This is a genomic window from Paenibacillus rhizoplanae (genome assembly GCF_042684125.1).
GTDB lineage: Bacteria > Bacillota > Bacilli > Paenibacillales > Paenibacillaceae > Paenibacillus_AQ > Paenibacillus_AQ rhizoplanae.
The window spans coordinates 42,365-65,149 of sequence record NZ_JBHUKY010000081.1 but is presented as its reverse complement, the minus strand read 5'-3'; the positions used below and the strand labels follow the sequence as shown (position 1 = coordinate 65,149).

At 49.7% G+C, this 22,785-nt stretch carries 24 protein-coding genes; 8 read left to right on the top strand and 16 right to left on the bottom strand.

Annotation, left to right across the window (positions count from 1 at the left end):
- Positions 1–92: 92 nt before the first annotated feature.
- The 8 genes from ACFSX3_RS30360 to ACFSX3_RS30325 form a co-directional block, all read right to left on the bottom strand.
- Positions 93–896, bottom strand: coding sequence for a YwmB family TATA-box binding protein (locus tag ACFSX3_RS30360; RefSeq protein ID WP_209994092.1), 804 nt, complete (start codon positions 894–896; stop codon positions 93–95).
- A gap of 146 nt (positions 897–1,042) precedes the next feature.
- Positions 1,043–1,702: a response regulator gene (locus tag ACFSX3_RS30355; RefSeq protein ID WP_036700278.1), complete on the bottom strand. Its 660-nt coding sequence runs from the start codon at positions 1,700–1,702 to the stop codon at positions 1,043–1,045.
- A 15-nt stretch (positions 1,703–1,717) separates the two neighbouring features.
- Positions 1,718–2,752, bottom strand: a complete 1,035-nt coding sequence (locus tag ACFSX3_RS30350; RefSeq protein ID WP_209994093.1) for a sensor histidine kinase — start codon at positions 2,750–2,752, stop codon at positions 1,718–1,720.
- Between the two features lie 36 nt (positions 2,753–2,788).
- The gene (gene liaF, locus ACFSX3_RS30345) at positions 2,789–3,436 is read right to left on the bottom strand and encodes a cell wall-active antibiotics response protein LiaF (protein ID WP_209994094.1); all 648 of its coding nucleotides are present in this window, start codon (positions 3,434–3,436) and stop codon (positions 2,789–2,791) included.
- A 182-nt stretch (positions 3,437–3,618) separates the two neighbouring features.
- On the bottom strand, positions 3,619–4,326 hold the full coding sequence (locus ACFSX3_RS30340) for a PspA/IM30 family protein (RefSeq protein ID WP_036700284.1): 708 nt from the start codon (positions 4,324–4,326) through the stop codon (positions 3,619–3,621).
- Positions 4,327–4,329: 3 nt separating this feature from the next.
- Positions 4,330–4,809, bottom strand: a complete 480-nt coding sequence (locus ACFSX3_RS30335) for a PspC domain-containing protein (RefSeq protein WP_209994095.1) — start codon at positions 4,807–4,809, stop codon at positions 4,330–4,332.
- A 4-nt stretch (positions 4,810–4,813) separates the two neighbouring features.
- Positions 4,814–5,491 carry a PspA/IM30 family protein gene (locus ACFSX3_RS30330; RefSeq protein ID WP_209994096.1) on the bottom strand — a complete coding sequence of 226 codons (678 nt, stop codon included), beginning with the start codon at positions 5,489–5,491 and terminating at the stop codon, positions 4,814–4,816.
- A 47-nt stretch (positions 5,492–5,538) separates the two neighbouring features.
- Positions 5,539–5,841, bottom strand: a complete 303-nt coding sequence (locus ACFSX3_RS30325; protein WP_036731138.1) for a LiaF transmembrane domain-containing protein — start codon at positions 5,839–5,841, stop codon at positions 5,539–5,541.
- Between the two features lie 110 nt (positions 5,842–5,951).
- Here ACFSX3_RS30325 and ACFSX3_RS30320 point away from each other — a divergent pair, with 110 nt between their 5' ends.
- From ACFSX3_RS30320 to ACFSX3_RS30300, 5 genes are all read left to right on the top strand, one after another.
- Positions 5,952–6,128: an S-layer homology domain-containing protein gene (locus ACFSX3_RS30320; protein ID WP_209994097.1), complete on the top strand. Its 177-nt coding sequence runs from the start codon at positions 5,952–5,954 to the stop codon at positions 6,126–6,128.
- A gap of 144 nt (positions 6,129–6,272) precedes the next feature.
- A complete protein-coding gene (locus ACFSX3_RS30315) occupies positions 6,273–6,959 on the top strand; it encodes a response regulator transcription factor (protein WP_209994098.1) in 687 nt (228 codons plus the stop codon).
- Positions 6,956–7,990, top strand: coding sequence for a sensor histidine kinase (locus ACFSX3_RS30310; protein WP_209994099.1), 1,035 nt, complete (start codon positions 6,956–6,958; stop codon positions 7,988–7,990). The genes ACFSX3_RS30315 and ACFSX3_RS30310 overlap by 4 nt, the downstream gene beginning before the upstream one ends.
- Positions 7,991–8,086: 96 nt before the next feature.
- A complete protein-coding gene (locus ACFSX3_RS30305; protein WP_209994100.1) occupies positions 8,087–8,785 on the top strand; it encodes an ABC transporter ATP-binding protein in 699 nt (232 codons plus the stop codon).
- Positions 8,782–11,286, top strand: coding sequence for an ABC transporter permease (locus ACFSX3_RS30300; protein WP_209994101.1), 2,505 nt, complete (start codon positions 8,782–8,784; stop codon positions 11,284–11,286). The genes ACFSX3_RS30305 and ACFSX3_RS30300 overlap by 4 nt, the downstream gene beginning before the upstream one ends.
- Positions 11,287–11,351: 65 nt before the next feature.
- Here ACFSX3_RS30300 and ACFSX3_RS30295 read toward each other — a convergent pair whose 3' ends face one another.
- The 8 genes from ACFSX3_RS30295 to ACFSX3_RS30260 all read right to left on the bottom strand — a co-directional run bounded on the left by ACFSX3_RS30295 (position 11,352) and on the right by ACFSX3_RS30260 (position 19,295).
- Positions 11,352–12,137: a helix-turn-helix domain-containing protein gene (locus ACFSX3_RS30295; RefSeq protein WP_209994102.1), complete on the bottom strand. Its 786-nt coding sequence runs from the start codon at positions 12,135–12,137 to the stop codon at positions 11,352–11,354.
- 28 nt (positions 12,138–12,165) lie between these two features.
- Positions 12,166–13,137 carry an EamA family transporter gene (locus ACFSX3_RS30290; RefSeq protein WP_209994103.1) on the bottom strand — a complete coding sequence of 324 codons (972 nt, stop codon included), beginning with the start codon at positions 13,135–13,137 and terminating at the stop codon, positions 12,166–12,168.
- Between the two features lie 43 nt (positions 13,138–13,180).
- Positions 13,181–13,639 carry a hypothetical protein gene (locus tag ACFSX3_RS30285; protein ID WP_209994104.1) on the bottom strand — a complete coding sequence of 153 codons (459 nt, stop codon included), beginning with the start codon at positions 13,637–13,639 and terminating at the stop codon, positions 13,181–13,183.
- A gap of 44 nt (positions 13,640–13,683) precedes the next feature.
- Positions 13,684–16,110 (bottom strand): ABC transporter permease, encoded by a 2,427-nt coding sequence (locus tag ACFSX3_RS30280; protein WP_209994105.1) that lies wholly within the window; start codon positions 16,108–16,110, stop codon positions 13,684–13,686.
- Complete coding sequence (locus tag ACFSX3_RS30275; protein ID WP_209994106.1) at positions 16,107–16,781, bottom strand: ABC transporter ATP-binding protein; 675 nt, start codon at positions 16,779–16,781, stop codon at positions 16,107–16,109. The genes ACFSX3_RS30280 and ACFSX3_RS30275 overlap by 4 nt, the downstream gene beginning before the upstream one ends.
- Before the next feature lie 89 nt (positions 16,782–16,870).
- The gene (locus tag ACFSX3_RS30270) at positions 16,871–18,007 is read right to left on the bottom strand and encodes a HAMP domain-containing sensor histidine kinase (protein ID WP_209994107.1); all 1,137 of its coding nucleotides are present in this window, start codon (positions 18,005–18,007) and stop codon (positions 16,871–16,873) included.
- Between the two features lie 38 nt (positions 18,008–18,045).
- Positions 18,046–18,720, bottom strand: a complete 675-nt coding sequence (locus ACFSX3_RS30265) for a response regulator transcription factor (protein WP_209994108.1) — start codon at positions 18,718–18,720, stop codon at positions 18,046–18,048.
- Positions 18,717–19,295, bottom strand: a complete 579-nt coding sequence (locus tag ACFSX3_RS30260; protein WP_209994109.1) for a GbsR/MarR family transcriptional regulator — start codon at positions 19,293–19,295, stop codon at positions 18,717–18,719. Before ACFSX3_RS30260 ends, ACFSX3_RS30265 begins: the two co-directional genes overlap by 4 nt.
- Positions 19,296–19,518: 223 nt before the next feature.
- Here ACFSX3_RS30260 and ACFSX3_RS30255 point away from each other — a divergent pair, with 223 nt between their 5' ends.
- The 3 genes from ACFSX3_RS30255 (at position 19,519) to ACFSX3_RS30245 (ending at position 22,752) form a co-directional block, all read left to right on the top strand.
- A complete protein-coding gene (locus tag ACFSX3_RS30255; RefSeq protein WP_379313653.1) occupies positions 19,519–20,400 on the top strand; it encodes a carbohydrate ABC transporter permease in 882 nt (293 codons plus the stop codon).
- A 32-nt stretch (positions 20,401–20,432) separates the two neighbouring features.
- Positions 20,433–21,275: a carbohydrate ABC transporter permease gene (locus tag ACFSX3_RS30250; RefSeq protein WP_209994111.1), complete on the top strand. Its 843-nt coding sequence runs from the start codon at positions 20,433–20,435 to the stop codon at positions 21,273–21,275.
- 166 nt (positions 21,276–21,441) lie between these two features.
- Positions 21,442–22,752, top strand: coding sequence for an ABC transporter substrate-binding protein (locus ACFSX3_RS30245; RefSeq protein ID WP_379258585.1), 1,311 nt, complete (start codon positions 21,442–21,444; stop codon positions 22,750–22,752).
- Positions 22,753–22,785 lie beyond the last annotated feature (33 nt).

Genomic DNA, 22,785 nt, shown 5'->3' with positions numbered 1-22,785 from the left:
ACATTCCTGACAGTTTTTCTCGGGATTTCGCACTTTTCCATTACTCTTTCTTATGCCTTCACCGGATTACGCTTATATTACGTCACTTAACCTCAGTATTCGATTGTAATTAATGGCATTCCAAGAGTTATCCGGTTCTCGTCCGCGTTGACGTTCTTGTGAACTGCCAGCTGGAGGGCCAGGCTGTGGCTACCGCTGCTGACTGTGCGCTGAAGACCCGGCACACTGTAAGAATGACTGGATGTAGAGACATCGGCGTAGCTCTCCTCTGCCTGAATACCGGGGAACTGCGCATTCAGTAGCCGCTCCGTAGCCAGGAGTGCTGCCTGTGTTCCGCCCTGCTCCTTCGCAGGTGCCTGCAGCGAAGCATTCCACTCCGCAGCAATGCCCGATTGCAGCATTGCCCGTCCGGCGTCAGCCGCTGCGTCCGGCAGCTCCGGCGAGCTCAGAAGATCCGCCGTCTCCAGAGTAACAATACAGTAGCTGCGTCCACCACCAAGCTCACTCCAGAATAGGGAGATCTGTGTACCTCCACTGAGCTGCGCACCAGAACGCCAGGCCCGGTGCCCTTCATCATCTGCGCTGCTCATTTCACCCAGCCCAAGCCGCGTGGCAAGGCTCTGTACGGCAGCCTCAGCAGACGCTGCGCCGCTGTACTCCCCTTGCCATTTCAATACGAGCCGGAGCGGTGCTCCCGGAGCGGAGGCCTGGCCGCCTAGTGTGGTCAGCAGAGCAAGGGATTCCTGAAGTTCTCCGGCACCGGCAGAAGCAACAGTACTCTGTACCCCGCTTCTTCCTGCGGGTTCCGCGCTGCGGAACCCGCTCAGCAGCATCAGCGCACATATCCCCGCCAGCACCAACACCAGTATCCCCTTACTCTGCCCTTTATTCCCCACTTCGCATCTCCCTCTCAACCGATCTAGTAATCTACTAGACAGGTTATCCAATTTCAGAGAAGGATATACGAATGCATGCAAAAACACTTCCAAGTTCATCCGGGCGGATTCGCTTGAAAGTGCTCCATGGCTTCCATAGACCGGGCCTACTCCGCCAGTCCATTCTTATATGCATAAATAGCCGCCTGGGTCCGGTCTTCAACCCCCAGCTTGGCAAGGACATTCGTGACATGGAATTTCACCGTCTTGATCCCAATAATTAATTGATCGGCAATGTCTTGGTTAGACTTGCCTTGAGCTAACAGCTTCAGAACTTCCATCTCGCGTTCAGTAAGCTCTTTGTAGGCCGGTGCCTCTCCTCTTGCATTGGAACGGAACCGGTTCATCATCTTGGAAGCCACCTGCGACTCCAGCACAGACTGGCCTCTTGCAGCTGCCCGGATCGCATCTGCGACTTCGCTGGCCCGTGAGGTTTTGAGCAGGTAACTGAAGGCTCCCGCTTCAATCACCGGATACATTTTCTCATCATCCAAATAACTGGTCAATACAATCACCTTACAGTCCGGGTACAGCTTCAGCAGCTGTCTAGTCGTCTCGATTCCATCCATGCCGTCCATCACCAGATCCATCAGCACCACATCCGGCGTGTACTCCTGGGCCAGACGGATGCCCTCCTCACCGCTTCCCGCTTCCCCGACGACTTCAATGCCATCCTCGGTGCCGAGCACCGCAGCAAGTCCAATCCGGACCATCTCATGATCGTCTACCAGCAGGACCTTGATTGCATCATCTTCTTCTATCTCCATTGTTACACCTGCCCCCTATTCATTGACTACCGGTACGGTAATGTCGATCCGCAAGCCTTTGCCGGGAGCGGTGATGAACTGGATCGAGCCTCCGATCTCTGTAATCCGCTCCTGCATATTCGACAGACCGTAGGAGGTCTGCTTGCTGTCATCCATCTCGAAGCCGATTCCGTCATCGCGCAGCGTCAGCCGGACCGTATCGCCCCGGCGGTGGAGGCGGATCTCCATCTTCTCCGCTTTGGCATGACGAAGCGTATTCGAGATGGCCTCCTGTACAATACGGAACAAGTGATTCTCGACGCCCTTCAAGAGCTCTACACCCTGATCCATCTCGAACAGAATATCAATCGGAACCTTGATCTTCAGTTCCTTAATCAGCTCCTGCAGACCTTCCTCCAGCCCCTTGCCTTCCAGGTACACCGGTCTCAGATGCAGCAGCAGTGCCCTCATCTCCGACTGGGCTACTGCAGACATCTCCTCGATCAGCGTGATTTGCCGCTGTGCCTTGTCGAAGTCCTTCTCCAGCGTCCGGCCTACGGCCGTTGCCGTCATCGAGATGGCGAACAGCTGCTGCGATACCGCATCATGCAGCTCCCGTGCCAGCCGCTGCCGCTCCTCGATGATTGCCGTGACCCGAGCCTGCTCGGCAAGCTTCGCATTATTGGTGGAGAGGCGCTGCAGCGTATTGACCTGATTCTCCCACTTGCCGCTGATCCGCCCGAGCTGTTCCCCGAGCCGCCCCAGTTCATCGTTGCCGAGGTCCGGCATAGCCGGGGTGAGATTGCCTTTCTCCCAGGCGACCAAGGTGGCCCGCAGTAATTCCAGCTTACGCTTGCTGCGGAAGCCCTGATAGAAGCCGTATCCGATTCCGAAAGCCATCGGCAGCAGAATTAGCGTCAACCCTGTCCTTACGCCAACCTGCCAATCCTCGAATGGCCGTAGTAAGCCATATGTATACATAATATATGTAATAACGAGCAGCATGATAAAAGAGAACAGAGCTCCCTCGCCCATACTGCGCGTTACCATGTTACTGCTTTTTTTGTCCATGCCGGGAGCCCTCCCTTCTCTTCGTCTAACATACCCTTAAGGGAAGCGTACGTCCAGATCCCCCATCAGATAAGAAATGTTAAACTTCACCTTATGCTCGCAGCTGTCATAGTTGGGAGACTTCCAGTTCAGCCGGTTCAGCATCCCCGTATCGCGGTTACTGCCGGACTCAATTGAGCCGAACAGCACGAATGCCTCAATCTCCACCCCGTAATCCTCAGACAACAGAATATCCACATCGCCAAAAATCCCCTGGTACAGCATAATCGTCTCCTGCTCCTCCGCCATAGCCAGTGAAAGGTCCACATCCACCTCACCCAGCACATGCCAGGCGCTCAGGCTGCGCATCACCCAGGGCGAGAGGTCCCAGTCAAATCTGGAAGAAAAGCTTTGCTTCTGCACAAACCCGGCCTTACGCTGCATTCTTTTCGATTTGACAAAGAACATCCCCAGTGAAAGCAGGCAGATGCCAAGCACCAGCAGCAAATGGTCCAGGAGCAGGAGTACCGCCCCGACTCCCATAAGCTTATAGCCTTGCTTGACCTTGCCAGACGTCGTCCGGTAGATTCCCAGCAGCAGCAACAGGAGTGCGACAAAGGAAAAGAAGCCGATCCATTTGCCAAATATCATCAAACAGCCTACACCAATCAATCCGATGGCAATCAAACGGTTCCGTTTATCCATATACGCACCTCCTTAGAGTTTTGCGAAGCAAAACTTACTTCGTAAGCATTAGCTGAGTTTCACAAGGCTACACCTTCAGAATACTGCATCCGCTACAAAAGCCATACCGGTATGGAGAATCCATACCGTATGGCTTTACCTTGATCAGCATATCATATCCGGCTGTTCTTTAGGAACAGGGATTATTGTTCTTTTTTATTCAAAGGAGGGGCTGCTGGGGTTGAGTTCAGCTTGTTCTTTAGTGCGGCAAGCTGCTCTTCCACTTTCAGTTCCTTCTCAGGATCTACCGGCTTAGCATATGCGGTTGCCGAAGGGCTATACGGAGCGCGCATCACATCTGCTTCCGCTTCGAGCTGCATGATCTTTTCTTCCATGCGGTGGAAGCCAAGGGAGGCACTTCCGCTTTCAATGGAATGTACGCTGCTGATCTGGGACATTTGCTTCTTGGCCTTAGCCATCTGAGCGCGGGATACCAGTTCATTGCGTTTGTTGCGCATCTTGTAGAACTCATCCTTCATATCATGCAGCTGCTGCACCAGTTCCTTGGCCTGTACTTCAGCCTGTGCGTGAAGCTCGCCATACTCGGTAAACTTCTGGTCGAAGTAGATTTTCTCTTCCAGCAGCTTACGGGTAACTTCCTCCTGCCCGTTCTTCAGCGCAAGCTCAGCCTGTGCCCCGCGTTGTCCGGCTACCTTGGCAGCTTCGTCCACACGCTGTTTCATACGGCGTTCATTAGCCATCTGCTTCGCTACCGTTACTTCAGCCTCATGAATCTCAGCCTCCATATCGCGCAGATACTGATTAAGCATCACAATCGGGTCCTCCACCTTATCCAACATATCATTTACCGATGCCTTAGTCATATCTTTAATCCGTTTGAATACTCCCATAATTCACACTTCTCCCTTCTCGTATTTAGCAAGTTTTTGTTTGAGCTCTTCCACTTCTTTTTGCAGTGCCTTCTTCTCGATATCCTTCATCATGGCATCCAGGCCAGAATCGGGAGCTGCGTGAGCGCCTGCCTTGTCATAACCGGGATTGTAGCCCGGCTGTCCGCCATAGGGGCCATATCCCTGAGGTCCTTGGTGCGGAGCCTGTGGTCCGCGGCCATATTCAGGTCCGCCGGAGTAAGGTCCACCGTACGGGCCACCCGGCGCACCGGGTCCGGGACCGAAGGGATTGTACTGGTTAGGCTCCTTGGCAATCACCATTGCTGCGATAAAGTATACGAGGATTGTAGCTCCACCGCTAAATGGAATACTGATCACCAGCAGAATCCGGAACAGTGTAGAGTCAATGCCGAGAGTCTCGGACAATCCGCCTGCCAGCCCTGTCATTACCTTGTCTCTTGTTGAACGATACAATCGGGTCATACTACTACTCCTTTCTGCCATCATTGTTCAGCTTCTCCTTTAGACGGGCCATTTCTCTTTCGAGTACGGTGGCCACGGTCTCTCCGGCCTGCACCGCATATTCCTGTCCCATCCGGCGCAAGTCGCTCAGGCTTTTGGCTTCAAGCTCCCAGTCGGACATCTTGTCTTCCAGACGGCCGAACATTTTGGGAACATCTCCGCCGCCAAAAGCGCCGGCTCTTTGATTCATGCGCTGCTGCAGCCGCAGCGACTCCATCCGTGCTGCATAGAACTGACGTTTGCTGTATACCGTCTGATACTCCATTTTGAGCTCGTTCAGCTGGGATTCCAGTTCGAAAAGTGATTGCTGACTCGTCTCCAGCAGCCCGCTGTATTGCTCCAGCTTTTCCTCGTGGATAATCTTCTCCTGCAATGCCAGCTTGGCCAGATGATCTTCGCCTGCCTTGAGTGCGAGGAGCGCCTGCTCTTCACGTTTGTTCCTCATGGCGGTGGCCTGATTCACCTGCTGCTGCAATTGCTTCGTATGAGAAGCGTACTGCTGGTACAGCCGCTCGGCCTCCCCGATCTCTTCACGGGTTGAATGTAGAAATTGATCAATTAGCTTCACCGGATCTTGGCTCTGTTCCAGGCGTTCATTCAAGTTGGCTACGGTGATGTCCCTCATTCTGCGAAAAACACTCATGATTTCCTGCTCCCTCCCTGCTTCTTAATAAGTATGGACTGTGTGTATTAGTATGTTCTGCTTTGTTTGCCCCTCAGTACCGAGATGCCCCACACTACCAGAGCAATACCCAGCAGCGGACCGATAATCCAGGAAAGCTTGGAGATCAGAGACATGACACCGATGAACAGCACCACCCAGCCGATAATCTTGCGGCCGCTCTTAATTCCGTAGTATCCGAGCACAACCAGCACTGCCGGGAACAGGATACCGAAGATTCCTGAAATCAAGTGAGGCAGAATGCCAAGCAGCATTACCGCTCCAATTACAATCAGCGCAATCGCAAGTCCGTTACCTTTGTTTCTTTGCATTTGTTATCACCGCCTTTCGCTGCTCTCTTTCTTATATCCTTATTCTAGGGCAATCCCGCATCTTTCAAAACAGACTGTGGACGGTTTTATGTACTGGACCTTAGTCGGGGATGGTTGCAGGACTGGAAGCGGCTATACATCCTGAATATAATCTATTGCTGCTTCCTGCAGATGCGGAGAAGTTCAGCTTCAGCGATGTAAGCAACAGCTCATGGATGTACATATATGTAATGAAGATCGCTACACTGGGGTTTGCCGAGGGAGATACAAGTAGTCCAAAGCTTTGAGGACAAGAAGTTCAAGGTGAATTTCTACCATAGAGATGCCTTTTTATTGTCCGACGAATCAAGACTGCCCCGCCCCACTTGCAGGATATTCCAGGGTTGGCCATAATATTGGGAGAATACCTGATTACTAAAGGAGTCATGCCCATGAAGACACTACTCATCGTTGAAGATGATCAAAGCTTGAACAAGGGGATAGCCCTGTCACTGGCCCATAATGAATTGCATATAGAACAAGCCTATTCACTGGCAATGGCTGATCAGATTATCTCCTCCACCCAAATTGATCTCATTCTGCTGGATGTGAACCTTCCGGACGGAAGCGGACTGGATTACTGCGAAAGAATCCGCGGAACCTCGCAGGTACCGATTATCTTCCTGACGGCCAACGACATGGAACCGGATATTGTAACGGGGTTTGCTCTGGGGGCTGATGATTATATTACCAAACCGTTCAGTCTGATGATTCTGCGGGCCAGGGTAATGGCCGTCCTGAGAAGGAGTGATGCGCTTACCCATGAGAGGATCGTTGTAGGCCTGCTTGAATTTGATTTTGGCAAAATGGAGTACTTCAAGAACGGCCGGCCGCTGCTGCTGAGCAAATCCGAACAGAAACTGCTGCGCATACTGGTAACGAATAGAGGAAACATTCTGACCCGTGAGCAGCTGATCGACAGAACGTGGAGCCAGGAGGCAGTATTCGTGGATGAGAATGCACTAACGGTAGCCATCAAAAGATTGCGGGCCAAGATCGAAGAAGAACCCTCTTCGCCTCAATATATCAAAACTGTATATGGTTTAGGGTATACATGGACAGAAGGTCCTGTTCTATGAAGAGACAAGAACGGCTTCCGCATAACCAATTGGTGAATGTGGCATTCGCTGCTGCTTTTACCATTCTGGTTCTGGTATATGTGACTTGTATTATATTGCTGGAGATCACCGGTTCATCGCTGCTTGGATTCTCTCTTCTATTCATCATCTGCATGCTAATCCTTGGAGTTGCCTGGTACCGGTCGCTCAGGAATATGGTCACTTCTTTCATGGGAAAGGTAGAGACATTGGTAGACAATGCTACTCACGGGCGTGAGCCCACCTATAATTATGAAGAAACCCTTCTCTCCTCCATAGAACATAAATTAATGCGGTACATAGAGATTGCAAGAGTGAACGGACAGAATCTGGAAACGGAAAAGAACAAAATTAAAGAACTGATCTCCGACATCTCCCACCAGACCAAAACGCCCTTATCCAATATTATGATCTACAGCCAGTTGCTTGAGGAAAGTCTGGTGAATGATGAACATACGCTTCAGCTTGCTGTACAAGTTAAAAAACAGTCGGAAAAACTCGACTGGCTGATCCAATCCCTGATCAAACTGTCCAGGCTGGAGACAGGCATGATCTCTTTGCGCATGGAGCCTTGTCCTGTGATCCGTGCGGTTTCTGAAGCAGTCTCCCAGATCCTCATCCAGGCAGAGAACAGCCGCATCACTATCAGTATAAACTGTGAACCTCACATCACAGCGTGCTACGACCCCAAATGGACAACCGAAGTGTTATCCAATCTGCTGGAGAATGCTGTGAAATATTCAGAACCAGGGGGCAGCATCCATATCACTGCGGAAGCGAATGAGATGTTTATACGCCTGGATATCGCAGATACCGGCTTTGGAATCTCCCAGGAAGAGCTGCCCCAAATCTTCAGGAGGTTCTACCGGGGAAAGAATGTGCGCGATGCAGAAGGTGTGGGAATTGGGCTCTTCCTGGCCCGGGAGATCATCACCGCTCAAGGCGGACATATGAAAGCTGCTTCTGTTCCCGGACAAGGCACTGTGTTCTCGATCTTCCTACCGCTATTCTGAATATGTCCATTCCGTCAGATTTCAGACACTCTCCTGTTAGATTTGTCTGATACCTTGTAGATGTGGATACGAACATACGCACAGGAGGAAGATAACATGTCTATTCTACGAATAGAGAATCTCAAGAAATATTATGGAAAAGGAGAACATACGGTCAAGGCCCTGGACGACGTGTCTATAAATGTAGAAAAAGGGGAGTTCGTGGCAATCGTAGGCACGAGCGGCAGCGGAAAAAGCACGCTGCTTCACATGCTCGGCGGTCTGGACCGGGCTACAGAGGGCAAGGTTTATGTCAACGGGCATGATATTTTTCAGATGAGTGATGAGAAGCTGACCATCTTCAGACGCCGTTCTGTAGGATTTGTCTTCCAGAGTTATAACCTGGTGCCGATCCTGAGTGTGCTGGCAAATATCGTCCTGCCCATTGAGCTTGACGGAGGCCAGATTGACCAGGAATATCTGAACCTGATTATCTCAAGTCTGGGGCTTCAGGAGAAAGTTGGTAACCTGCCTTCTGCGCTCTCCGGAGGCCAGCAGCAGCGTGTAGCCATCGCAAGAGCACTTGCTACCAAACCTTCCATTATTCTGGCCGATGAGCCCACCGGCAATCTGGACAGCAGGACCAGCCAGGAGGTACTTATCCTGCTGAAACAGCTCAGTGCCAAATTCGACCAGACCATTGTAATGATCACACACAACGAGAGCATTGCACAGATGGCGGACCGGATCATCCGCATTGAGGACGGCAGGCTTGCCTCGGGATCGACGCAGGCCCCCGGGGAGAGCCGGTTATGATCGCGACGAACAACCGGAAGAGCATATTAAATCTGGCGATGGCTAGCCTGAGAGCCAACAGGCTGCGGAATCTGGCTGCCATCTGCGCCATTATACTGACTACACTGCTCATCACCTCCATTTTCACCATGGCTCTGAGCATTAACCAATCCATGCAATACGCACAGATGAAGACAGTCGGAAGTGACTTTCACGGAGGGTTTAAATATCTTAGCCCGGAACAAGTGGAGACGCTGCTGAAGCACCCTTCCATTAAACAATCCGCCCTCTCCCTTCATTCCGGCATATTGCATAATAAAGCATTCGACCAGGACCGGGTTGAGGTGCTGCAGGTTGACCAGAATTACGCTGATCATGGCTTCATAGAATTCGTTGAAGGGGGATTGCCTGCCGGAGAGAATGAGGTTGCCCTGAATACCTGGGTTCTGGGCAAGCTAGGGGTGCAGCCGGAGCTAGGGAAGGAAATCACGTTGCAGATCGATACCGGAGAACGGATCATTAACCGGAAATTCACCTTGTCGGGCTATTATGAAGCGGACAAGCAATTGGCGATGGCAGGGTTGGCTTTTGTGTCCAAGGCCTTTACCGATAAAAACCTCTCAGACATTGATCCCGTACAATCGAAGGAAAGCGGATCCTACGTAAACACCTCAGAACTGAGTGTCATGTTCAACAATTCATTTCATATTGAGAAAAAACTGAACAGGATTCTGGCTGATACGAGGATTACGGCTCCCATCGGGATCAATTGGGCATACTCCAGCGTATCTTTGGCGGACAATGTTGAGAATATCCTTCCATATGCCGCAGTTATCTTTATCATTATGCTTAGCGGCTACTTGCTTATTTACAATATTTTTTATATTTCAGTGGTCCGGGATGTGAAGTTCTACGGCCTGCTGAAAATGATTGGCACCACCCCGAGACAACTGAGGAGAATCATCGCTATTCAAGCCAGGCTGTTGTACCTTATTGCCCTGCCGTTCGGCCTTGGCTCCGGCTATATGACCGGCAGATGGGTTACACCTCTGACTACTTCGCTATCAGGGGAGGTTAAAGGAAATTCTCTATCATCCAGTCCATGGATATTTGCAGGGGCAGCCCTCTTCTCCTTCCTGACCGTGTGGATCGCAGCGCATAAGCCAGGCCGGCTGGCAGCGGACATCGCTCCGGTGGAAGCCGTTAAATTCTCAGGCGTTCAGAATAGCGAAAAAAGAACCTTCAAGCCATCCAAGCATGGAGCCAGACTATACCGGATGTCGTTCTCCAACCTGTTCCGGAGCAAGAAGAAGCTGAGCCTGATGTTATCCTCGCTCTTCTTAAGCATTCTGCTATTTAATACGATATTTACGGTGATCTCCTCCATGGATGTCAATAAATATCTCAGTGCATATATTCATGGAGATTATATGATTCACAACAAGGGAATTATCCAGCAGGAGGGGGAACGCTCAGTCAATGAAACCGAGCTGTCCGAGGAACTGTGTGCGAAGCTGAAGCATCTGGACGGTGTGGAAAGTATCGATAAAGTATATTATACCCTCTTCTCTTATCCTCCGGATGATTCCGTCCGTGCTTCAGCCGAGTCTTCAGCCACTCCTTCTGCCCTTCCCGCCAAAGTTCATACCCAGCTCTACGGGCTTGATTCCGGCTGGTACGATCTCGCAGATCAGGATATACTTGAAGGTCACTTTAACAGGGAACAATTCGATTCCGGAGATTACATACTGGTGGCGGAGACTCTTACAGGGCCAGGTGCTTATACAAGCTACTATCATCCCGGGGATACTATCAGCTATTCCGGATTAAAGAGGAGGTACGAAGTGATGGCCGTGCTGAAATATAATGCTTTCTATGCAGCAACCAGTCAAACGTATTTCGGTAACGGCTACAATGCCTTTTTGCCTGCAGCCGAACTCCGGCAAGCCACTTTGGAGAGCGGGACTCCGGCAGACATCCTCTCGCTTACTCTGAATGCAGCCCCCGGCAAGCTTGATGAAACGGGGCAATTGATCAGGGAGGCTATCCGCCCGCTGGATGCTCTTCAGCTGAAATCAAGAGAAGACTACAGGGAGGAGTTAAGCGATAATATCCGTATTTTTCAGATTATAGGGTATGGACTGAGTCTCGTAATTGCACTTATTGGCCTGCTTAATTATATTAATTCTGTCCTGACCGGAGTGATCGCCCGCAGGCATGAATTTGCCGTTCTAGAGAGCATTGGAATGACCAAACAGCAGCTCAAACGTATGCTCGTCTACGAAGGCATGTACACCGTGCTTCTCACTGCGCTGCTTACCTCTACTATAGGTGTGCTGCTGACTTACTGCACCGCCAGGGGTATTGCCGCAGGGATGGCCTACATGGAATTCCGGATGATGTGGCTGCCGTTTATTCTGATCATCCCGATCCTGGCAGTCCTCTCTTATCTCATCACCTTAAGCGCCTATAAGCCGCTCGCCTGCAGCCCGATCGTCGAAAGGCTCCGTGAAATGGAATAAAGGCATACCAAAAAGCCGGATGCTCTGAAAGAGTACCGGCTGTTGCTGGGTATAGGATAAAGCCGTTATTTGTTGAAGGCTTGCACAGCAAGGCTATCCAGAATTTCCTCACTGAGGAACGGGGCGAGGGGCAGGAGCGCTTTAACGCCTTCTTTTGTAGAAATAGCTACAGCAAGTTGGTCCAGTTGTTCGTCGCTTATAAATGGAGCGAGGGCTACCAGTGCCTCCGAACCTTCCTGCATCAAGACAGTCTCTGCAAGTTCATCCAGCATCTCATCACTTATAAATGGAGCGAATTCCACCAGTGCCTTCAGACCTTCTGCGGCATATACGAGCTTGGCCAGCTCGTCCAATGCTTCATCACTGACAAACGGGGCCAGCTTCAGCAAGGGCTCCATCCCTTCCCTTTCATACATCTGCTTGGCGCATGAATCGAGAGTCTCCTCGCTCAGGAACGGCGCCAGTGCCAGCAGATCCTCTACAGCCGCCCTCTCCTTCACATGCTCAAATGCTTCACCAATCTGCTCATTATGAAGAATTGGCGCAAGGTCTGAGAGCTCTTGAGCCGTTCCTTCCCCCCGTTGAAAATAATCTGTGCCGCCATGCCCCAGTACGCTCTCGATCATGCGGGAGCCCTGTCCTTGTCCTTCTCCGAGGATCTCGTCGATCCCCACATCAAAGATTTCTGCCAGCTGCGGAAGCTTGGAGATATCCGGCATACTTGCCCCTCTCTCCCAATTGCTAACTGCCTGATAACTGATGCCCAGCTTGTCCGCAAGCCCCATTTGAGTCAGACCCGCCATACCTCTCAATCTAACGATATTTCGGCCTACCTTTAACATATCAAACATACTTACCACTCCTTCGGCTAAGATGCTCTCAGTGTATCGACTGCTGCTGCGGTTGTATATCAAGCGCTGCTTGAGTAGCCGCCGGCTGCGGCTTACCACGGAAAACAGTCACCAAAACCACAGCCCCGATTATGATCACGGCAGCGATCAGGGTGTTCAGGGTAAGCTGTTCGCCTACCAGCAACCAGCCAAGCAGCACCGCCACTACCGGATTAACGAAGGCATACGTGGAGACAAGGGTAGCGTCAGCATTCTTAAGCAGCCAGATATAGGCTGTGTAGCCCACAATGGAGCCGAATGTGATCAGGTAGGCCAGAGCCAGGTATGATCGCATAGAAATGCCGGAGATATTAAGTGTGGACCAGTCGCCGGTAAAATAAGAGAATATCACCAGCAGCGCGCCTCCCGTTAGCATCTGCGCCGCTGTCGCCATCAAGGGTGAACCCGGCATGGTCGCGCTTCGGGAATACATGGACCCTACGGCCCAGCTGATGGAAGCTGCCAGCACGGTAATAATTCCGATCAGATCGGTAGCGGTGCCCGTCTCCCCCTTGCCCGGCTGGAAGACCAGTACAGCGATGCCGAGCAGTCCAAGTACAATTCCGGCGATGACTCCGGTATTCGGCCGTTTGCCGCCGCGTCCAAGCCAGCCCATCAGCATCATCCAGACAGGCACTGCCGCCACAATGAGCGAAGCGATGGAGGAAGAGACTCTTTGCTCTGACCAGGCCACAACCCCGTTGCCCCCAAGTAACAGCAAGGCGCCAACAATTGCGGAGGCGCGCCATTCACGCGTTACCGGACGCTTCGCTCCGCTTAATCTGGCAATAATATAAAGGACCACACCTGCCGCAAAAAAGCGGACCCCCGCCATCAGAAAAGGCGGCATCGTCTCGATGGCAATCTTCATGCCGACATAGGTACCTCCCCAAAATAAATACACAAATAAGAGCGCAATTCCCACCACGTACACCGGATTAGCTTGTGATTTGTTCTTCATATGGTATGATCCCTCTCTTCCGTTGCTAAAAATTCATTATACCCTAAGAATCGGCTATGTACCTCAATGTCAATGGCTGCTCCTCGTCAATTCCGATATTTTCAAGGTCTTCATCTTCAAGGATATTGTTAATATACAGCTTCCACTTTTTAGTTTGATTATTCTCTATTCCGTCAACCTTACTTATTTGTCCTTTCTGATCCTTTTCAATTAGCATTCCCTGTTCAGCATTGTCTGAGATTGCCTGAAGTGCTTTCCACACTGTAGGATGATCATCAATAACCTTAACCGTCTGCAGAAATAGAACCTCATCTTCATTGTAAATAACCACATTAACTTTTGTTTCCAAAGTACCTTGTCCTGTGTACTTTACGCCATGATACTCAGGAGCGATACCCTCTCCCTTATTCGTTCCGCACGCTGTCAAGGAAAGTGCAATAAAGATGAATACAATTAAGCAACCGTAGCAAGGTTTTGTAAACTTCATTTTATACTGATACACAGTTATAGACCTCCTATAAAATTCAGTTATTTGCTTTCCCTCATTTATTCACTAAACCGGATTCGTTCCATCAAGCTCTCCTTGCTGAGGCGCCACTGCATATAGAAGGTAGTCCCTACTTGAACTGTAAAATAGGCGCATACTAGGGTCAGCATGGCTGCCATTGGCAATTGATACTGAACATAGCTCGCTGATTGCTTGAACATTTCCACGCCAAAGTATCCGGCAGGTATACCCAATGAAAAGGTGATTAACAAGCTGAACAGAATGACAATGAAACCTTCACCGCCTAGCTGCATGGTTAGTTGACTCCGTGACATGCCAATGGCTTCAACTAAACTAATTTCCCGCTTCCTAGCATACATACTGGTTAAATTAGAATTAATTAAGTTAAATATACTGATAATCAGCAATGCTGAAGTAAGGCTATTAGCCGCCAACTGGAGTACTTTCTTCATTCCATTGAACTCCTGATAAGTCTCCTGGAACGAAGTGAATGTTATTCTTCGATCAGCAGTTGCAATGCCTTTTAAATTCCGTTCCACTTCCCCTTGTTGTCCTTCATTAACTTGAACGCTAACCTGCTTGATACGCTGATCCAGATCCAATCGTTTAAACAGGTCCTGATGAGCAATAAGAACTCCTCCATCTGAAGAATTACCTTTATACGTAACATAGTTGGGCAATACACCAACAATAGTGAATACACGTTCTTTCTGTCCTTCGCCATACTTTGCCAATCGTATTTTATCTCCCACTTGGTACCCTCCATCTTCCGCGACCGCAATGAGATTATCACCATTTCTCAGTTCTGTAAGCATAGAATCATCTTTCCCTAGCCTCTTGAGTGTAATTTTCATTAAGGCATCATCGTAAGCATAAATATCCGTTCGAATTTCCGGGTTTTTCATACTCGCCAAGTCCTTGAGATGAAGGTTTGCATCCTGCTTGTTATAAGTCGAGACAGCATACATTTCTGTCATTATTTTTTCAATACCTGGAATATCACTAACTTGTTTAAGGATTTTCTCGTTTAACAAATCGAGTTGTTCGTCAGAGTCAAGGTTAGCAGCACTTAGTTTATAGTCTCCAGGCACCATACTTCCAGCCATATTATCAATATTCATGCTACTGAAGATACTCCCTGTGACCACAAAAATAAAACCCGTCAGCGTAATGGATATTACAGTCACCCAGGTACGTTTACGATATCGAATAAGCTGTGCCGACACCAGGGAAAAACCGCTAATTGAATTTTTCAATTTGCTCTTGGTGTCGAGGCTTCTCTTTCCCAGGGGTTCAGCCGGATTATAACGAATCGCTGCAATCTCTGTAAGGCTTCCTACTTTTCTAGCAGGCATATAAACAGATAGCATAACGAGAATCAGACCCATAACAAAAACAGCACAAGCAATATAAGGGGACAATTCAACATATAATGCGGAGTTTCCACTAGCCATATTTCCTAAGAAGGGAATGAATGCCGTGCTTCCCCCTCCCCCCAACAGAAGACCCATGGAGCTGCCCGCCAGTGAAATAATAAGCCCTTCTGTAAGGATCATGCTGCGTAGTTGCTTAGGAGTCATTCCTATCGCTTTCATCATCCCGAATAAACGGATCTGCTCGGATAGATATATATTGAAAATATTATAAATAACCATGCCTGCACTAATTAAAATTACAAATACAATTACGGCTGCTTTCAGAATAGATACAGGATTCTGCTCATATGCGCCGCTATAACGCTCATTGATTTGGATCTGATCTTCTCTTAGCTTAGCTCCCTCACCAATTCTATGTGCCGTAGATGTGGCATTGAAGTCCGAATTTAAAAGAGCAAATATAACAATATCCGGGTTAGGACTATATTGCCTGGAAAGACTTTGAGAAATAAACATCAGACCAGCTCTAACCGTTTTACGTACGGCAATATCATCAACAATGCCCACCAGCTTAAAACTTTTTGTTATATGTTCCATTTTCCCTGCTCTCTTAATTTGTAAATCTAAGGGTATTACTTCTCCCAATTTGGAGGGAAAGCCCATTTCCTCTATGACCCACTTATCCAGTACCATTTCGTCGTCTGTTACCGGGGCTCTCCCTTCCCTTAATTGAATCAGTCCTTCATTAATTCCCTCTATATAACTTATAGCCATATTAATATTCAATTTTTCAAACGTGTCCGATTTAATATTTTTACTGATATAGGAAACATAGTGCTTTTTTATCTTCGGATTATTCTCGATAGCTTGTTGCTGCTCCGGCAACAAATGCTCATACTGCACATGATAGGCACCTAGCTCATTAATCGCTTCCCGTTTACTCCGCTGGTCATTGGAATAGAAATAAGTCAGCACTACAAAAATCAAGGCTACGGCTAAAGCAACTGTACCTACAGTCAATACTGTCCTGCTTTTGTGATGACGTAAATTTTTTAGAGATACCTGGTGAACCGAAATCCTATTTTTCATTGTTCTACCTCTACTGCAATGGAACCGTCTACTACCCGAACCGTCCGGTCTGCAAGCTTAGCCACTTCGTCATTATGCGTTACAACAATCAAAGTCTGATTATATTTCTCTACGGATAAACGCAGCAAATCCAAAACGTTATTGCTAGAACGGCTATCGAGATTTCCTGTGGGTTCATCTGCGAGCACAATAGCCGGTCTAGCTGCCAATGCACGGGCAATTGCCACCCTTTGCTGCTGGCCGCCAGACAATACTGTGGGCAGACTGGCCCGCTTTTCATAGATCCCCAAAGTATTTAAAATATCTTCAATATAGCTAACATCTGCTTTCTTCCCATCCAGCCCGATAGGTAAAATGATATTCTCCCACACATTAAGTGAGGGTACCAAATTAAAAGCCTGAAACACAAATCCGATCTGGCGGCGGCGAAATATGGCTAATGGACTCATTGGCATTGTATAAATGGAAGTCCCATTGATGATGACCTCCCCGCTTGTAGGTGCATCCAAGCCGCCAATGATGTGCATTAATGTACTTTTCCCTGCACCCGACTGCCCGACAATAGAAATAAACTCCCCTTTTGCCACAGCGAAATCCACATCATGAATGGCCTTCACTTGACTCTCTCCAGTGCCATAATATTTGCACAATTTCTTCCCTTGCAGAATCATATCGGCGCCTCCCTTTATATATGGATACAAAAATATCCTCCCCCAGGTTGTTCTCTAGGAAAGGATATCCAATAAATATCTATTTTTTATCAACTTTGGTGCAGCATTATCCAAACTTTCACACAGGCGCCGCCTGACTTATGGTTTGTTAGCTGAATACCGCCCCCCAGCTTCTCAGCCAGTACCTTGCAAATATTCAACCCCATGCCGTAATGGCTCTCCTCAGCTTCCGTCCTGCTAGTATAAAACGGAGTGGTAGCGAGCTTCAGATCCTGGCTGGAGAACCCTTTGCCATCATCACTGACTGTAATCGAAAAGAATCCCTCATCCATTTCAAATCGGACAGAAATCGTCAGACTCGCATAACGAAGGGAATTGGCAATCAAGTTTTCGTATATCCTGGTAACCATTCCTGTATCCAAATACAAAAATGGTTCAGATATATGATTTTCAAATGAAAGTTCCAGTGACTGTTCCCGTGCCAGAAATTCAGCCAAACTGCTTAGTTGTTCCAAAAAAACGGAAACCTCTACTTTGGTCCATGCTACCGAGATATCGTCGAGTTTTTGGGCCTCGCCCATAATTTGCACATAGTTCTCCAGCCGTAATATATGTGCGCTCATAGTTGATATCGTATCCAGCAGCTTCTCTTTGCTTATTTTATCTTCTGGCAGATATTTATTTAAAAAATCCGCGTAACCCCGCAGTACTGTCAGCGGTGTCCGCAAATCATGTGAAAAAGCTGCATTTAACTGTTTTCTATCCTCTATGGATCGCCACATCTGACGGTTATTATCCTCCAGCGCGGCTCTCATTCGCTCAAAAGACCCGCATAGCTGTCCCATCTCATCTTCACTAGCTTGCGGAATACGAAAGTTCAAGTCGTTGCCGGATATTTTTTGAGAAGCCTCGCGTAAAGTCCCAATCGGTTGTTTGAGCTTATTATGGTAAAACAACCAGGAGGCCAACAAGGTAGCCAGCCCAAAAAATATCAAAATGGACCAGGAGTCCAGAAAACTGCATAACTTAATAATTTGTTGATCTTTATACGAATAGTCTGTATTGAAGTCCTTCATATTGTAGATAATTACCGGGTTCTCGATATCCGCTGAGGTGTAAGACGCATTATACTTCAGAAACATATTATTACGTATCTGGCCTACCCCAGTAATGGTAATCACACTAAGGAGTCCGGCAATAAGTACAAATATAAGCATATAGATCATAAATGTCACCCTGATGGATAAGTTACGAAAACCTTTTATTAACCTACCCATTTATAGCCCACACCCCATACTGTTGAAATGTATACATGATCACTAATCTCAGTAAACTTAACCCGGATTCTTCTGATATGCTCTGCAACAACGGCGCTGTCTCCCTCATGCTCCAGGCCCCAGACCCTTTCAAAAATATGTTCCTTATCAAATACTTGACCGCTGTTCATGGATAATAATTCAATGATCCCAAATTCTTTCTTGGCAAAAGTTATTGGACATCCTTTGCAGTAAACCATTCTGGAAGAATAGTCTATTACTAAATCCTCTGAAAATTTGGTTTGTGTCTTAATGGATTGTCTCTGTTCACGGCGCAGATGTGCCTCCACCCTCGCTCCAAGCTCGTCAATGCTGAAGGGCTTCACAATATAATCGTCACCACCGGCGCGAAAGCCATTGATTTTATCAATTTCTTCTATTTTGGCGGTTAAGAATATAATAGGGCAGGATACATAATCCCGTATGCGGGCGCACACTTCAAGACCATTAATCTCCGGCATATTAATATCCAATAAAATAATGTCTGGACTATACGCTACCTTTTGCAAAGCCTCGGTTCCACTTCGTGCGGTTAAGACCTGATAACCATTGATCTCAAAATAATCTTGCAGCAGCTTAATAATATCCGCCTCATCATCAACGATCAAAATTTGATTGGTCATAGCTTATATTCCGCCCCTCCCCCCGGCAACTCCCCGCCGAAGATCTCCCCCTCCGCAAGCCCCGAGACGAACCGTTGCAGCCAGGCATAATACTCGGCCGCATGCTCCAGCTTCTCCAGATCCCGGAGGCAGGCTTGGCGCTCCTCTTCGGGTGTATCCGCTGCATCGATCAGCGCCCGAAGCTCAGGCACCGCAGCTCCCATCGCTTCCTGCATCACATCGATCTCCCGCTGAAGCTTCAGGGTGAAGAAGTTCCGGAAGGCCTCGAAGAAGTCGGTCTCCGCTGCGTACAGCTCCTTCCGCTCACGCTTCTCCGGCAGCTTCGTTACCATCCGGGAGGCGATTAGGGAGCGGACACCGTAGCTCATGTTGCTTTTGCTCATATTCATTACCTGCTTCATTTCCTCCAGCGTCATTGGCTTGTCCTCAAAGAACATCACCCCGTACAGCTGTCCGAAGGAATAATTCGCTCCATATAAATCCATGGTCTGTGCTATGGCATCAATCATCGGGCCGAGCAGTTGCTCCCGGGGTGAACGATGCGGGTTGTCCCCGCCAAATGCGGCCTGCTTCATCAGGTGGCACCTCATTTTCGGATAGAATCGTTCCCTCTACATTACACAATACTGAAGCTTTAAGGCAGTCATTCTACAAATTTTACACAAATTCCAACCGGGCTTTACTCCCGCTTGACCATAGGTCTGCTTCTTGAGTGTACAATTTTTTTTGAACAGAGGTGTTGTCCTCTGCATTATATCGCATCAAACAATGTGAATGGAATGGGGAATCCGGACGAAAATGACACGTTCAAAGTTTATCGGCGGCTTGAAGCCCGTGCTGTTCACCCTGCCGGCCATGGTCCCGTTCGCTGTGTTCTGGCTCGCGCCGCTGCTGTATGTGCTGTATCTCAGCTTCACGGAATGGGATTTCATGAGCCCGGAGAAAACCTTTGTCGGCTTGCAGAATTATACCGATCTGCTCAGTAACCCGGCTTTTTACAAGGCGCTGAGGGTGACCGTCCTCTTCTGCCTCGGCAGTGTGCTGCCGGTGATCCTGCTAGGACTAGGGCTCGCCCTCCTGATGAACCGCAAGTTGAAAGGCTCCGCCCTCTATCAGGTCCTGCTGTTCTCGCCTTGGGTGACGCCGACCGTCGCTGTGTCTATCGTCTGGTCCTGGATCTATCAGCCTGAAGCCGGGCTTGCCAATGCGGTGCTGAACTTCTTCGGCCTGGATTCCATCGGCTGGCTGCAGGACCCCAAATGGGCATTAACCGGCGTCCTGCTGGTCACGATCTGGAAGTCGGTCGGCTGGGCAATGATCTTCTATCTGGTGGCGCTGCGCAATGTGCCTTCCGACCTGCTGGAAGCCGGGGAGCTGGACGGGGCAAGCCCGGTGCAGAAGTTCCTGCGGATTACATGGCCGCTGATCTCGCCGACCACTCTTTTCTTATTCGTGGTGCAGCTAGTCTCGGCACTTCAGGCCTATGACCAGATTAATGTGCTGACCCAGGGCGGCCCGTCCGGCTCCACCCGTACGCTGCTGTATCTGTATTATCAGTCCGCCTTTGAATCCTTCCAGATCGGAGAAGCTTCATCTGTAGCGGTTGTCCTGGTCTTGATCTGCATGCTGCTGTCGGTCCTCTCTTTCGGGATCAGCAAGCGGACTACTCATTATCAATAGAAGCTTCATTATTCACAAGGAGGTCTCACCGCTTGCCTATATTCACACGTATCAGCGGGCTGGTCCGCCAGATTTTTTTCGCCGCGCTTGCTCTTCTGATGGCCTTCCCGTTCTATTGGATGGTTACGAGTGCCCTCAAAACCAATGATGAAATCTGGCGCTCCCCGCCCACTCTCTGGCCCGAGGTGCCTCTGTGGGGGAACTTCGCCGCAGCCTGGAACGAGGCTCCGTTCGCCAGATATATGGGTAACAGTATCTTCGTCGCTGTCTCCATTGTCATCCTGCAGATCATCAATTCCGGGATGATGGCTTATGCGCTGACGCATATGAAATTCCGCCTGAAGGGCGTTTTTGCCGGAGTGATTCTGTTCGGTTATATGGTTCCCGCTACGGCAGTCTACCTGCCCGGCTATCTGATCCTGTCCGAGCTTCATCTGCTGAACTCTTATGCGGGGCTAATTCTCTCCAACTCTGTGAGTATCTTCGCCATCTTTCTGATCCGGCAAGCCTTCCTCCAGGTCTCGCATGAGCTGGTGGAGGCCGGTGAAGTGGACGGGGCCTCGCATATGCGGATTCTATGGACCGTACTGGTGCCCGTCACAAGATCATCGTTCGCCGTGCTGGCGCTGATTACCTTCATTGACCAGTACAATAATTATTTCTGGCCGATGCTCATTACGAAGGACCCCAGCCTGCAGCTGGTCTCGGCCGGTCTGCGCAGCTTCTTCGTGGAAGGAGGTGCTTACGGACTGAAATGGCCGCTCATCATGGCCGCCAGCGCCTTCACGATTGCCCCGCTGCTGCTAGTCTTCCTGCTGGCGCAGAAAACGATAATGCAAAGTGTCAACATGACCGCAGGCTCAAGTAAAGGCTAACACCTAAACTTCCATACCCAAGAGGAGAATGATGATGAACGTATCAAGTGGAAACAGCTTCGCCGTCCTTTTAAAGGACGGTACCGTTTCAGCGAGAAATAGAAGGATAATGTATAGCGTGAAACATATATATTCTTATATTTTCAAAAGGTTATCCGCAGTATCCATGATCGCCGGTCTCTCCGTACTCACCGCTTGCGGCGGGAATGCTGCTTCGGGTGAGGTTACAGCAGCGGACGGCGCAGCCGTACCTGCTGCCAATGCCGCTCCGGCAGGAGGCGCACCGGTCACGATTGAATTCTGGTATGGGCTCGGCGGCAAGCTGGGTGAAAATATGGAATCGCTCATTCAGAAATTCAATGCCTCCCAGCAGGAGGTTGTTGTCAAGGGGATCGTGCAGGGGGATTATACAGAGACCGAACAGAAGCTTCAGGCAGCGATTGCTGCCGGGCAGGTCCCGGCGGTGGTCCTCTCCTCCAATATCGCTTGGGCGCGCAAGGGGTATTACGCCCCGATGGATGAGCTGATTGCCGGGCAGCCGGACTTCAATAAAGAGGATTTCGTCCAGACCTTCCTGAACCAGGGCCGGGTGGACGGCAAGCAGTATTTCCTCCCGATGTATGGATCGACCCAGGTGATGTACTACCGTAAGGATGCTTTTGCGAAAAGCGGCATAGACGCCAGCCAGATTAAGACCTGGGAAGACCTCGCTGCGGCCGCGAAAAAAATGACCGTCTCCGAAGGCGGCAAAACCACCTTCTACGGCTGGGAACCGATGTGGGGCCCCGGCAATATGATTGATGCCGCTCTCAGCAAAGGAGGCAGTATTCTTAGTGAGGACGGCACCAAGGTCACGATTGATTCCCCGGAGTGGATCGACACCTGGGAGTTCTTCCGCAAGTCGATTCATGACGACAAGATCATGCGTATCCACTCCGGCGGGCAAGGCTGGGAGTACTGGTACAAGACGATTGACGATGTGATGAAAGGCCAGGCGGCCGGATACACCGGCTCCAGCGGCGACCAGGGCGACCTTGATTTCAGCGTCGTCTCCGCTATGGAGCAACCGGGCTGGGCCGGAGCCGGCGAAGGCAAACCTGTCGCCGGGGCGAGTATGGCCGGTATTCCTGCCCAAGCCCCAGACGCCGAGAAGCAGGCAGCGATGAAATGGCTGACCTACTTCACAAGCTCCGAGAATACCGCGTTCTGGTCCATCCATACCGGATATATTAGCGTCCGCCAGTCTGCGCTGGAAGATCCGGCATTCGTCACCTTCAGTGAGAGCAATCCGCAGATCAAAATTCCCCTGCAGCAGGCAGCTCACGCCTCGGCCCCCTTCCAGGACCCGACCGGCGGCAAAATTAATGATGCCCTGACCATCGCAGCGGATAAGGTACAGATCGAGAATATCCCGGCAGCCGAGGCGCTGAAGGAAGCGCAGCAGACGGCTCAGGCGGCACTGGATAAGCTGAAATAAACGAAAAAATCGTTAAAGGTAAAGGGGAATGCA